The organism is Ruminococcus sp. OM04-4AA, from assembly GCF_003462585.1.
GTDB classification, from domain to species: domain Bacteria; phylum Bacillota; class Clostridia; order Lachnospirales; family Lachnospiraceae; genus Mediterraneibacter; species Mediterraneibacter faecis.
In genome coordinates this window covers 1-11975 of sequence record NZ_QTZH01000070.1, presented here as the reverse complement: position 1 = coordinate 11975, position 11975 = coordinate 1, and the positions used below count along the sequence as shown (strand labels likewise).

The 11975-nt window shown below is 36.6% G+C and carries 15 protein-coding genes; 2 read left to right on the top strand and 13 right to left on the bottom strand.

Annotated features, from left to right (window positions below; translation table 11 throughout):
- Positions 1 to 110 precede the first annotated feature (110 nt).
- Positions 111 to 965: a sugar phosphate isomerase/epimerase family protein gene (locus tag DXB52_RS13890; protein WP_181966480.1), complete on the top strand. Its 855-nt coding sequence runs from the start codon at positions 111 to 113 to the stop codon at positions 963 to 965.
- Positions 966 to 1370: 405 nt separating this feature from the next.
- On the opposite strand, the gene DXB52_RS13885 is transcribed toward DXB52_RS13890, so the two are convergent.
- The 13 genes from DXB52_RS13885 to DXB52_RS13825 all read right to left on the bottom strand — a co-directional run bounded on the left by DXB52_RS13885 (position 1371) and on the right by DXB52_RS13825 (position 11018).
- Positions 1371 to 1733 carry an alanine:cation symporter family protein gene (locus tag DXB52_RS13885; RefSeq protein ID WP_472520289.1) on the bottom strand — a complete coding sequence of 121 codons (363 nt, stop codon included), beginning with the start codon at positions 1731 to 1733 and terminating at the stop codon, positions 1371 to 1373.
- Between the two features lie 370 nt (positions 1734 to 2103).
- Positions 2104 to 2568, bottom strand: coding sequence for a helix-turn-helix domain-containing protein (locus DXB52_RS13880; RefSeq protein ID WP_118107810.1), 465 nt, complete (start codon positions 2566 to 2568; stop codon positions 2104 to 2106).
- Between the two features lie 152 nt (positions 2569 to 2720).
- Positions 2721 to 3206, bottom strand: a complete 486-nt coding sequence (locus tag DXB52_RS13875) for a DUF1643 domain-containing protein (protein ID WP_270371180.1) — start codon at positions 3204 to 3206, stop codon at positions 2721 to 2723.
- Between the two features lie 261 nt (positions 3207 to 3467).
- Positions 3468 to 4508, bottom strand: a complete 1041-nt coding sequence (locus tag DXB52_RS13870; RefSeq protein WP_118107812.1) for a reverse transcriptase family protein — start codon at positions 4506 to 4508, stop codon at positions 3468 to 3470.
- Between the two features lie 252 nt (positions 4509 to 4760).
- Positions 4761 to 5045 (bottom strand): hypothetical protein, encoded by a 285-nt coding sequence (locus tag DXB52_RS13865; RefSeq protein ID WP_118107806.1) that lies wholly within the window; start codon positions 5043 to 5045, stop codon positions 4761 to 4763.
- Between the two features lie 5 nt (positions 5046 to 5050).
- On the bottom strand, positions 5051 to 5401 hold the full coding sequence (locus tag DXB52_RS13860) for a phosphoribosyltransferase-like protein (RefSeq protein ID WP_118107804.1): 351 nt from the start codon (positions 5399 to 5401) through the stop codon (positions 5051 to 5053).
- 14 nt (positions 5402 to 5415) lie between these two features.
- A complete protein-coding gene (locus DXB52_RS13855; RefSeq protein WP_118107801.1) occupies positions 5416 to 5916 on the bottom strand; it encodes a phosphoribosyltransferase-like protein in 501 nt (166 codons plus the stop codon).
- A gap of 39 nt (positions 5917 to 5955) precedes the next feature.
- The gene (locus tag DXB52_RS13850; protein WP_118107799.1) at positions 5956 to 6372 is read right to left on the bottom strand and encodes a YjdF family protein; all 417 of its coding nucleotides are present in this window, start codon (positions 6370 to 6372) and stop codon (positions 5956 to 5958) included.
- A 213-nt stretch (positions 6373 to 6585) separates the two neighbouring features.
- Positions 6586 to 7878, bottom strand: coding sequence for a plasmid recombination protein (locus tag DXB52_RS13845; protein ID WP_118107798.1), 1293 nt, complete (start codon positions 7876 to 7878; stop codon positions 6586 to 6588).
- A 258-nt stretch (positions 7879 to 8136) separates the two neighbouring features.
- Entirely contained in the window at positions 8137 to 8370 is a 234-nt protein-coding gene (locus DXB52_RS13840; RefSeq protein WP_118107796.1) for a complexin-2, read from the bottom strand.
- 72 nt (positions 8371 to 8442) lie between these two features.
- Positions 8443 to 9444, bottom strand: coding sequence for an AAA family ATPase (locus tag DXB52_RS13835; RefSeq protein ID WP_118107794.1), 1002 nt, complete (start codon positions 9442 to 9444; stop codon positions 8443 to 8445).
- A gap of 133 nt (positions 9445 to 9577) precedes the next feature.
- A complete protein-coding gene (locus DXB52_RS13830; protein ID WP_118107792.1) occupies positions 9578 to 9940 on the bottom strand; it encodes a plasmid mobilization protein in 363 nt (120 codons plus the stop codon).
- Positions 9933 to 11018, bottom strand: a complete 1086-nt coding sequence (locus tag DXB52_RS13825) for a site-specific integrase (RefSeq protein ID WP_118107790.1) — start codon at positions 11016 to 11018, stop codon at positions 9933 to 9935. Before DXB52_RS13825 ends, DXB52_RS13830 begins: the two co-directional genes overlap by 8 nt.
- A gap of 370 nt (positions 11019 to 11388) precedes the next feature.
- Here DXB52_RS13825 and DXB52_RS13820 point away from each other — a divergent pair.
- The coding region (locus tag DXB52_RS13820) for an IS110 family transposase (RefSeq protein WP_147343378.1) at positions 11389 to 11975 on the top strand (587 nt) is incomplete at its 3' end.

The window sequence follows — 11975 nt, the reverse complement described above, 5'->3', positions numbered from 1 at the left end:
CTAAATAATGAAATATGACCATTGACATTTATATAAGTTGTGATATTCTATCATTATAGTGTATCTTATTTTAACTACTTGTATATCAAAAAATTTATGGAGGTGTTATTATGTCAAATATCACAATGGATCAAGTAGCTGTTATGGGTGTACAATATTTTCATTATACACTCGATTATTATCTTAATTCCATGCATCGTTGTGGAGTTAAAAATCTCGACTTATGGGGAGCATCGCCACATTATTGCAGATTAGATTATCTCACTTCATCTGCCGCCGAACGAAAACTTCGTGAGATCAGAAAAAAAGCTGAAGATTTAGGACTTAAATTTGTAATGTATACGCCAGAAACTTTAGCATATCCCTACAGCTTGAGTGCTCCTGAACAACCTATTCGCGATCGAACAATTGATTACTTTGATATGGCTATTGATGATGCACTTACTTTAGGAACAACTAGGTTATTTATGAATTCTGGTTGTGGTCCTCTCGATATTCCTCGAGAAGATAGTTGGAAGCGTGCAGTTGAAACAATTAGTAAAATATGTGAAATGGCGCATAAACGTGGAGTTACAATCTTACTTGAACAACTTCAACCATATGAGAGTAATTTGTTGGTCAACTTGCCACAAATGAAAGCTATGTTGGAAGAAGTCAATAGTCCAGCATTAAAGACTTGTGTTGATTTGGTCGCTATGGAAGTAGCGCATGAGAATCTTGAAGATTATTACAAGGTTCTTGGTGAAGATACTATACAGTTTATCCATTTTGCAGATGGCGATCCTTCCGGACATTATATTCTGGGGGATGGTAATTATCCACTAAAAGAATACATCGAAATTCTTGAAAAGCATAACTATACAGGTATTATCGATTTAGAAATAAACGATTCAATATATTGGGATGATCCTCATAGCTCAGTAGAAAGATCTGTTGATTATCTAAAGAAAAATATATTTAAATAAATATTTACTTAATTTAAATATAAGCAAAAGGGGCTGTGAAAAAAGAATAAGTCCCGAAAAAAGAAAGACCAAGAGTTCATAATGTGGAACTCTTGGTCTTTCTTTCTGCCGCCATACCAACGCACCTTTCCCGGTTTGCCTGCAATGTGTCCCGCAGGTCCTTTCCATCACATTTCTTTGCTTAAGAAGATTCAGAAATCACTTATGTATCCAGGTAAAAGAGAACTCGCTTGAAGGATTTATTATATCCTACATCGGCGGTATTAATTGTAATTATCTTATTATTCTTTTAGCTTTTGTTAAACCTATCTCTAGAAATCTGTTTTTTGACTAAGCCCGATGTCTGCGCTTTTAAAAACAGGGTTAATTCCTTTCTTTAACTGTGCTTCATAATCTTGGACCGCTTTAAATGCAATCTCTGATAAAATCAGGATAACCGGATGTTAATGAGCGCCATAACCCCATCAGTACATCGGAAAGATTCCACAAAAGAGACATCTCCATTCCTGCTCCCAGAAAGATTGCAAGTGCCGATACCAGTCTGAAGCCTTTCATAAAAGCTTTTTCCGGCTGTTTTTTGTGAATGTAGATTAAAAGATTGTCACAATAAAAACAGTTTCCGAGCAGAGTTGTAAATGCAAAAAATACCATTGCAACTGCAATAAAGATCGGCCCGAAAGAACCAAGTGATTCCTGAAGAGATTCCTGCACCCATAGTGCTCCCTGCAATTCTTTTGCCGGATTGATCCCGGATGACATACACGTCATTGCTGTTGCTGTACAAAGCAAAGTAGCTGCCCAACTCGAAAGTATTATCAATGGAACTACTGTCCCGAATAGTAGCCAAATGGCAAGTGTAGCCAATTTGTAGCCACTGAAAAGAAAAAATCCCCAGAAAGCCTTGTAATTCAAGGTTTTCTGAGGATATTGATATTATTCAAACTCGCAAAGTTCTATTTGATTCATAGTACTTATCCCATACTTCAGTCTCAAAACAGTTCGTTATTGAACTGTTATTTATGTATTATCTCTGATTCTATATAATCTTATTGTCATTTTATTGTCACTAATAGTAATGGATTGGTTCTCTTTAATATTACTTGAATTCTTACATTATTTCCTTCTTAAAAGCTATGAATTACTTTCCCGATAAAGACTTTCCAACCACATAAACACCTATCAACATCACCGCAATTGACATCCCTAAGAGTACCCCTGAAATAAAGTCTTTCATATCAGAACCGCCAACTGCATAAGAAAGAGCTTGCATAGCTATGCCCATAACAATTAACACAACTCCGTACAAAGTATTCTTTTGTTTTTCTAATTCCTGTGTTCTTCTCAGTAAGTCTAAAAACTGCTCTTCATCATAGATGCGAACACTTTTTTCTCCTGAAGATTCACCATCAAACAATTCTGCAACTGTAATTTCCAACTCATCACATAGATTCTTAACAATAGAATAATCAGGCATACATTTTCCAGTTTCCCATTTTGAAATAGTTTTGTTTGAAACGCCTAGCTTTTCTGCCAACTGTTCCTGAGTCATGTTTTTCTGTTTTCTCTTTAAGGAAATGTATTTTCCTATAACTAATTGATTCATTTCTATTCCTCCATTCATTTGATGATATAATGATACTTTTTTTCAGAATAAAACGAATCCCTTATTGGTAGAATATGAGTGGAACACCTACAAAATGGACCACTCCTGCCATCATTATCCCCTTTTGGAACACACTCTTTCATTTAAGGATTTCATAGCTCTTTCCCCCATAACGAAGTCAAATATGTTTTGACACCAAACGCTTCTATTCTGGAATCTTTTTTCACATATAACGGATAATGAGGATGTCCCTTTACAGAACACTTTCCAACCTTACACCAAACAGCATTATACCGATTAGAAATATTAAGCATCTCTCCAAGACATTCCTTTAAATATTTTCTTCTTTCTATATTTGTTCCCCAGGCTGCCCAGATTATCGGCTTTTTACCACTGTTTTCCAATATCCATTGAAAGGCCCGCATGTTCTCTATGTGAAGCATCGGATTTATTTCTTTATTCATTTGATTTGGATCTGTCGCTCGCTGTGCATAGACATTAAACATAATAAATGAGTCAAATCCATTCCCCATTGCTATCCTTTCGACGGATTTCATTGTGTTATCCATCTTTTCCGGTTCTGCAGTCGATGGATTGATTCCAATAGTAATAAGTGGATTATTCCCCACCGTTCCCAGAATATATCTATAGTCCGTATAAAAATCCGGAACATAGATCCATTTTGTCTGATCGTATTTTCTCTTTCATTCTGCATAACCATTGCAGTTTGAAATGATAATACCTTAAGTGTTTCTTTCATCATACAATTTTACATTAATTAAAAAACAAGTGCTCCTCTAAAAATAATTACTATACTTAAATTGCAACATTATATCCACATCACGAAGATAGAAAATCCCGAGAGTTCTCTATTTCCAAGTGCTCTCGGGATTTGTCAGTTATTTGAACTCATCATTTTCTTTCTTCATAAGATATTTTATATCAATTTTATACCTCTTCATCTCTTCATCATTCGGATTAATAAATAATGCATAATTTATTAATCCAAATAAATGTTCAAGATAATTACTCCGTTCCTCCTGCACATATTTTAAATGTGATTGTAATCCGTATTTATTTATATAATATACATCTTTACGGATACCTTTTCTAACACTTTTTGCAAGTTGAGGCTTATAATTTACTACTATGCCTGTCACTTCCTGTTGTTGCCCTTGCTTTCGTACCCGTGTTTTTGCATCATTTATAGTCAATTGCAAGTCTTTTAAACTTTTCCTAACAAAAGAAATCACTTTTACTTCATCAAAATCTCCTGAAAATGTCATATCATCTGCATATCGAGTAAAACGAATTTTATACATTTTACAAAAAGCACCTATTTTATAATCAAAGTCTTTCATCAATATATTTGATAAAGCTGCACTAGTAGGTGCCCCTTGTGGTAAACTTCCTTCTAAACAACATAAATTTGTCAGCATCATTGCCACAGATTCACTATACCCAACCTCGATAAATAATTGATAAACCATCCAATCTGTCAAATGATCATAAAAATTTTTGACATCTAGAGACAACACTTTCCGCTGTCTTCTATGAAAGCGAACATTATCTTTAATAGATTTATCTTTTATATAAGCTTTTGCATATGGGCTTACTTCAAATCTATACAAAATATTTTCTAGAATCCACCGCTGTATTTCTTTCAAATTCGGAAGCGGTTCAGATATACTCCTTTTTCCACCATTTTTTTTTGATATTTGATAACAATGATAAAAATTGTGAGGCGAATTAGAAACCGCATATACATATGTTGGTTCATACCCCAACAATGCACATAAATGATCCTGCGTATAGATAATAGGCACATCACGTTCCCACAAATTTCTTGCATATTTTAGCCATCGATCACAATATTTTTTATTTTTATTATTTTTTTGCGCAACCTCAATAAATTTTGATTTATACTCTATCCATTTCATTTTTCTCACCATTTAAAAAACCTTTGAAATCTTTACCAAAAATATCGTATATTTCTTTTCGATAGAAAAGAAATATAAGAGTGATTTTGGAACAAAATCACGACCCGTAATACTTGTTCAGGATTTTACTCCTGTAAAATCATGGACAAGTATTACTCCGGCTCGAAAAGTAAGTTCCTCAAAGATTAACGACTCGCTAATCCCGCACATAAGTGCTAAGTCTAAAGATTCCAAAGGTTGCTTAATATTATATCACGGTAAATATATTTCGTCTATGTCTAACTTCTTCACTTTGTAACTATTTAATGGCAAAATTGTAAAGTGATTTTTTTTCTTTTTTATAATTCCCCATCTAGCCAAACCTGATTCACTTAGTGTTCTTTGTTCCATTTCATCATAACATATTTTTCCATCTTTTTCTAACTGGCGAACCCACTCAATGACCTTTGAATAGGAATATCCCGCAGTAAATAAAGGCATAATAGAAGAATGCTTTTTTATTGTATCTAATATTAAAAACTCTATCGATTCTCTCATTTCACCTAACTCCTTATTACTTTTACATTTTCTTTTCTTACAAATGGTGCATAAGAATTTTTTTTATGCTCGTACCAATACACAGGAAATGTATTATTAGGTGTTTTTATCATTGCCACTAAACTTTCTGTATTCGCATAGCCCAAATGCATCCCCTTAGGCGCATGTAATCGTGTACTAATCTTTATCATTTCTTCCATCTTCTCTTTTGCTTCTGATTCAGGATATGCATCAGTTATAGCTTTTTTTCTTGACACCGCAGTAAATACCGAAACGTTTTCTTTACTTATATTATTTATTCCCTCTTCTTGTGCTACCAAAGAGACAATATGTATTTTCTTATTTAAAAAATTCAAATATTCTAAACATTCTAGAGCAGTTCCCCACTCCCAATAAAATCATCTATCAAAATTAATGATCCTATCCTATCCTCATGTGCCTTTAATACTTCTGGTGTCTCACAAATACGTATCTGTTCTTCTTGAAATTCAGAATATGTACGCATTAAAATACTTTGACACAAGTACAACATATACGTACTACTTTTTAATTTTCCAAAGTCCCTTGCTGCTAATAACGGGCATATATAAATATTTTTCCCTTTCTCTGGTTCCCACTCTTTACTTTTAAATAACTTTTTTAATGCTTTCAATAAATACTCTTCATACATGCTAGACTGAATCCACAGAAATTCGTTTGTAAGTTCAATTATTAAATCTCTTTCTTCATCATTTTCTAACTCTGCTAACCTACTACAAAATCGATCAAAGACTGAATAATCTCCATCTTCCTGTATCTTCCACTTTTTCTGTTTGAAAATTGTATATAGCTTTGTTACATATTTATCTGAAAGTACTTTCCTTCCTAACATTTAAACAATATCCTTCTTTTTACTGAAGCATAATCAGTATCACCTGCCCCTATGCTTCTTTTTCCTTTTCTGCTGTTTCAATTCAAACTGCCGCTGCTTCTCCGCCTCCCGTTGCTCCCGACTCATAGTCTTATGCTCAGTTTTCGACTGCTCCTGCTGTAATTTCAAAGCCTGCTGCGATTTTGTACCTATTCCAGTATTCTGTACTTGTTTTCGCACTTCTCGCCGTATCCGTTTCGGATTACGCCCAGTCTCCTTTACATCGGTTGCCACAGCCGGACTAAATCTTAGTTCATAGTAATTTTTCAAGACAAAATCATATACCTCATAGTCTTTCGGTTCCGCACCAAACGTAACCTTGCATACAGAGAGCTTTCCCTCCGATATACATTCAAAAACGCCTACCCAGAATGGTTGCTCAAAAAATACTGTTAATCTGCCTACTACTTTGTCCATGACAATTCCTCCTTAAAAATGATTGTAATGAACAAAGAACGGACGACCCTAAGGAGGGAGGGTTACTTACACCAGACGGTGCGGCCGGGCTACCTACCGGCTCTGCAAGAGATTACCTCTTACGTTGCGTTTTTATCTTTGCTCTTTGATTTTACCACATAATCGACTTATTATCCACAAGAACCAAACCACGAAAGCACTCTAAATGTTTCTTCATCTACCCTCTCTGTCTATCTTCCTTTTCCTCTCTCGATTTTGTATTCTCTGTGCTTCTTCCAGACTTTTCTCCCTCTGAACAATCATTTCAACCGTATCTCTTCCCAAAGCCCGTTCTACTCGATTAAAATCCCCCAGTTTTTCCCTTAGGACTTTGTTTTCATTCCAAAGTTCTTCTACACGGGCAGTAAGCAAATTCACCTTGCTCCACGCCCTATCATAAGATTTTTGCATATCACTAAACTTTCTAGAAAGATCAAGGTATGCCCGATAAACCGACCTCAACACCACCACAATCTTCTTAATCAGCGGCTTTGCTTTCTTTTCCCGATAGGTTTTCCCCGTTTCCAACGTTCCAGCCTCCGGCAGCACCTCCTCTGGATCGGCAGAATATTTCTCTGCAAATCGTTCCATCTCTTTTACCATAGGCGCAATCTCCATTAGCTTTTTCTCATATTGTGCCTTATTCTTCTTTGCCCGTTCTGCCTTCTTATCGGCTTCTTTCAAGCTTTCCTGAGCCGAAGATATATCCTGCTCAATATTTTTCAAATGATCTAGCCATTTTTCATTGACTTCTTGCATAGTAGCATTATGCTCTTCTAAGTCCGCTTTCTGCTCTTCAAGTGCCGCCACTTCCTTTGCACGTTCCTGCTTTTCAAAATCCAACAGAGACAGATGCTTTTCATGTGTGCCTTTCTGCTCCCATTCAATACCATGCTCCAACATAATTGAGGCAAGCTGCTCCTTTTCAGCCGCCACCCACTGATTTAATTCTGTCTCCATTCTCGTACCGCCTTTGAAACCAAGGACTGACAATGCCTGTTTCAATGATACCCGTGTATCAAGTCCACGTTTACTTCCTGTAACATAAGGGATAAAATCAATATGTAGATGTGGTGTTGCTTCGTCCAAATGCAGATGAGCAGCAAATACTCGTAACGTAGGATTCCGTTCTTGAAATCCTTTCATATACTCATCCAGTACCTTTGCAGCAAGTTGTCCTTCCACTGTTTCTGATCCCATATTATCTTTATCACCAATCTGAATGATAACCTCATGGAATAATTTTTCTTGTTTCCCGGAACGTATCTTTTCATAATAATCATCTATCTTACGATCTTTTCGAGTCTGTTTATCGTTGTAGCGCTTCAAGGCTTCATCAAACAATTCATGATATACGTCTTTGATATCTTCATTACAATATTCAACATTCCAATGAGTTCTTTTCGGATCCGTATTCTTTGCATGAAATTTTCTACTATTATGGTTTAAGGAGCCTTTCCCTGTCATAAAACTAATTGTCCTCTTCAATAAATCTCCTTTCATTCATTTTAAAACGCCAGATATGGCGATTATGTTTTGTTACTTTTGTCAAAAGTAACGCAAAAGCACTTTCGACAGCCTAACGTCCATCAAAAGTACCATTGCGCCCTGCCGGGAGCTTTCAAATCAGCCAGTGCTGTATCGGCTACACCCTACAGCAATTCTCCTTGTTTGGTATGATACAGGTGCGTGCCACGCTCCTGTTCTATATTCCCAAAACAAACATCACCATCGATAACTGGCTGTCACTCCACGCTTATCTAAATATTCCTGTCGTGCTTTCTCCTGCTCTTCCTCAGAAGGAGCAGTCTTATACTTCGTATAGAGTTCATGTCTGACTAATGCATCCAATTTTTCTTCCAAACCATTTCGAATATCTTCTTCATACTGATCATCTGAACCCAGATGATAAAAGATCAATTTTCGAAACAGTCCATAATCAATCTGTACTTTTTTCATCGCTTCACTCCTTTTTATTCAAGGTGGCAAGATTCCCTATTCTTTAAGATATGGTAATCTTGCCATCTTCCTTTACTCTTCTTGCAACATCCAGAACCATTTATTTCCTATCTTCACAGAATCAATCTGTAATTCCTTCTTCGCATTCCAAAGTGTTTTCTTTTTAATTCCTCGTTCTTCTGCTTCTTCCGCTATTTTTGCCTGTTCCATTGAGCCATTCTCTAAGATCTCTTTTAAAAATTCTTTCGCACTTCGGATCTTTTGTCCTCGTCCATCACCAGATAATAAGTCCTCTGCACTAATGTCATATTTCCCAATCCAATGGAATCCTTTTTCTTTGTCTAATCGAAAAGCAATAGCATCTCCTTCCGGAGCAAGCGAACTCTTTACATGACAGATCACTCGCATTTCCGGTTCATCTTTCACTCTTCCAACAATCAACACGCTTCTTGCTGCCGCTTGAAAGTCAATAGAACCCAATCCACGATAGGATGATTTTCCATTACTATTCTTATTCATATGACCGATCAGAATAATGGCACATTGATATTTCTCTGCTAATACAGAAATTCTTTTCATCAATGGACGAATCTCATTTGCCCTATGCATATCAACACCAGCCCCTAGAAAGCCTTGAATTGGATCTAATACTACAAGTCTTGCTTTCGTCTGTATAATCGCTTCTTCCAGCCTTGCATCTACCATTGTTAATGGCTGATCCTGGTCATCAATCACCAAGACTCTGGAACAATCTGCCCCTGCCGCTAACAATCTTGGTTTGATCGTATCGCCCAATCCATCTTCAGCTGTTTGATAAATCACATTGATTGGCTCTACACCTGTTTCTTCTTCGGTTATCTCATTTAGTATTGGTTCACCCTTTGTTAATTTTGCAATGATCTGCAACACCACAGTAGTCTTCCCCTCTCCAGGATCTCCCTGAATAATGGTGACCTTCCCATATGGTATGAACGGATAAAAGAGCCATTCGATTTCTTCCACTTCAACCTGATCCATGTGGATCAATTTCAGGCATGGTTCTGCCTTTTTTACTTCTCTATAATTATCTTCCATTTCCACCTCCTGCCCAACCGGGCAAGTCCCTGGCAAACAGAATTTAACAATTGTTGCAACAACAATTTTGTGATATACTCAAGTTGTTAGGATGGTATATCAGTTATTCTGATGATCAGGAAACTTGCTCAGATTATTTCTGGGCTTTTTCTTTTTTCCTTCTTTCATAGTTTCTTTCTTCTGCAAATGCATTTAATATCTCCAACATTGTTCGAATAGGTGTAAACAACTCTTCATCGGCATCCTCTAATGTAGTCAACCTTTTCAGTTCCTCTTCAATCCCTCGAAGCTGTTTTCTAAACTGTACTAACATCAACGGATTTCCTACCGCTGTGACTTTTTGATGTAAAACGCTTTCAATGATATATTCTTGTCTCGTCTGATATCCACAAAGCTTTACTCTTAAATCTAACTCTGCATTTTCTTCCGGAGACATTCGAAATGCTATGGTTACATTACGCCACCGATTCTTATTATCCCTATTTTTTTCACTCATCCAGATATTCCTCTCTTTCCTGATTTAAATTTTCCGCCATCTCTGTTTGGATTGTCGGGAACAAATGCGCATATCGATATGTAATTTCCACACTTTCATGCCCTACCCTTTCTCCAATTGCCACCGCAGAATATCCCATATTGATCAACAATGACACGTGAGAATGTCTTAAATCATGGATTCGTATTCTCTTCACTCCTGACAACTTCACACCACGATCCATTTCATGATGAAGATAGCTTTTTGAAATTTGGAATATCCTGTCATTTTCATTTAAACCATACAGCATTCCTATATACGATTCTAATTCCTCGCTTAAAAATTCCGGCATGGTGATCATACGATTACTCTTCGCTGTCTTAGGATCCGTAACAATATCCTTCCCCTCTAATCTTTGATAAGATTTATTAATCCGGATAGTACACGCCTGAAAATCGAAATCTGCCGGTGTCAGTGCTAACAACTCTCCCATACGCACTCCACACCAATATAGAATTTCAAATGCATAAAAGGAGATTGGCTTATCCGCCACCGCTTCAATGAACTTCATATACTCTTCTTTTGTCCAGAAAAGCATCTCTTTTGTTCTTTCTTTTCCCATAGATCCTGCCTTGCGTGCAGCATTGCTTTTCAAATCATAGAAATTAACTGCATGATTCAAAATTGCACTCAGCTGATTATGGATGGTCTTTAGATAGACCTGTGAATAGCCTTCTCCTTGTTTATTCCGATAGTTCATCATGGTATTCTGCCATTGTCGAATATCGGAAGGTTTTATCTCCTGCAACTTCTTTTTCGAAAAATATGGGAGAATCTTTTTTTCTACGATATGCTTTTTCGTCAGCCAGGTATTATATTTGATTCTGGATTTGATATCATTCAGATAAAGATTTACAAAATCTTCAAAATACATATCCAGACTCAAATTCTCCTTTAATTTAAACGCTCTTTCCCATTCCTGGGCATCACATTTGCGTTTAAATCCCCTTTTCGTCTTCTGCTTTCTTACGCCGGTCCAGTCCTTATAATAGGTTCTTACCTCGTAAGTATTTGACTTTTGGTTTTTGATTACTGTCAAAACATCACCTCCTAGTATAATAATGATGTAGTCAATCAAGACTACTTGGTTAATAAGTTTCTATAAATCAGATAACAGAAGAAGGGGTTCTTCCTTCATCAGATGTTATCCGTAATAATGATCATGTCTGACGGTTCCTGATAGACACCAGATAAAACATAAGGTATTATCTCTTAGGATAGGACAAAGAATGTTCACCTCCTTGGGAAGTCACTCTTGTGACTGATACCTACAATGAAGTCAATTAGTCCATTCGACAGGGTTTTATGTTTTAGCTGGTTGGGAGCCGGAAGGCCATACCCGAATAACGCGCTAGGTTGTGTACCTGCCAGATTGGAAATGGATTCCTATCAGAAAGGAGCTATTGCTCATGTCAAACAAAGTTATCTTTAATCTCGATGATTTATTCATCTCTGTTGGTATTGATGTCGGTGCTGACTTCTCCTGGATGTCTATAGCACTTCCAAACCAACAATTCGTAGGAAAACCTTACAAAATCCTACATAGCAGTATTGATTCCCTTACAACCGCTGTTTCTAAAATAAAAGAAGCAGAAGAGTTGTATTCTTTGGAAAGTCGCATTTTCCTCGAATCCACGGGAATTTATCATTACCCACTCTTCTGCTATCTTCGTGATAAGGGTTTTAACTGCTCTGTTATTAATCCTATCATCACTAAGAATAGCACAAACATCAACATACGAAAAGTACATAATGATCGTTTTGATTCTAAAAAAGCTGCTTTGGTTGGTTTGAAACCTGATTTAAAGGTTTCACTTATGCCTTCAGACCTTGCTCTAAACTGCCGTAACCTATGCCGTGAATACTACGATTTAATGGATAATCGCGGTGCCTATGTGAATAAGCTTCAGGGTGAATTACGCATGGCGTTTCCACAGTATCTCGGCATCTTTTCCAAGGTTACAATCAACACTTCTCTTACACTGTTGGAGACTTA

What these genes read in the sequence shown, in the direction of transcription:
- DXB52_RS13890 (WP_181966480.1), top strand. Translation starts at nt 111, where the DNA reads ATGTCAAATATCACAATGGATCAAGTAGCTGTTATGGGTGTACAATAT.
- DXB52_RS13885 (WP_472520289.1), bottom strand. Translation starts at nt 1,733, where the DNA reads ATGACGTGTATGTCATCCGGGATCAATCCGGCAAAAGAATTGCAGGGA.
- DXB52_RS13880 (WP_118107810.1), bottom strand. Translation starts at nt 2,568, where the DNA reads ATGAATCAATTAGTTATAGGAAAATACATTTCCTTAAAGAGAAAACAG.
- DXB52_RS13870 (WP_118107812.1), bottom strand. Translation starts at nt 4,508, where the DNA reads ATGAAATGGATAGAGTATAAATCAAAATTTATTGAGGTTGCGCAAAAA.
- DXB52_RS13865 (WP_118107806.1), bottom strand. Translation starts at nt 5,045, where the DNA reads ATGAGAGAATCGATAGAGTTTTTAATATTAGATACAATAAAAAAGCAT.
- DXB52_RS13855 (WP_118107801.1), bottom strand. Translation starts at nt 5,916, where the DNA reads ATGTTAGGAAGGAAAGTACTTTCAGATAAATATGTAACAAAGCTATAT.
- DXB52_RS13850 (WP_118107799.1), bottom strand. Translation starts at nt 6,372, where the DNA reads ATGGACAAAGTAGTAGGCAGATTAACAGTATTTTTTGAGCAACCATTC.
- DXB52_RS13845 (WP_118107798.1), bottom strand. Translation starts at nt 7,878, where the DNA reads ATGACAGGGAAAGGCTCCTTAAACCATAATAGTAGAAAATTTCATGCA.
- DXB52_RS13840 (WP_118107796.1), bottom strand. Translation starts at nt 8,370, where the DNA reads ATGAAAAAAGTACAGATTGATTATGGACTGTTTCGAAAATTGATCTTT.
- DXB52_RS13835 (WP_118107794.1), bottom strand. Translation starts at nt 9,444, where the DNA reads ATGGAAGATAATTATAGAGAAGTAAAAAAGGCAGAACCATGCCTGAAA.
- DXB52_RS13830 (WP_118107792.1), bottom strand. Translation starts at nt 9,940, where the DNA reads ATGAGTGAAAAAAATAGGGATAATAAGAATCGGTGGCGTAATGTAACC.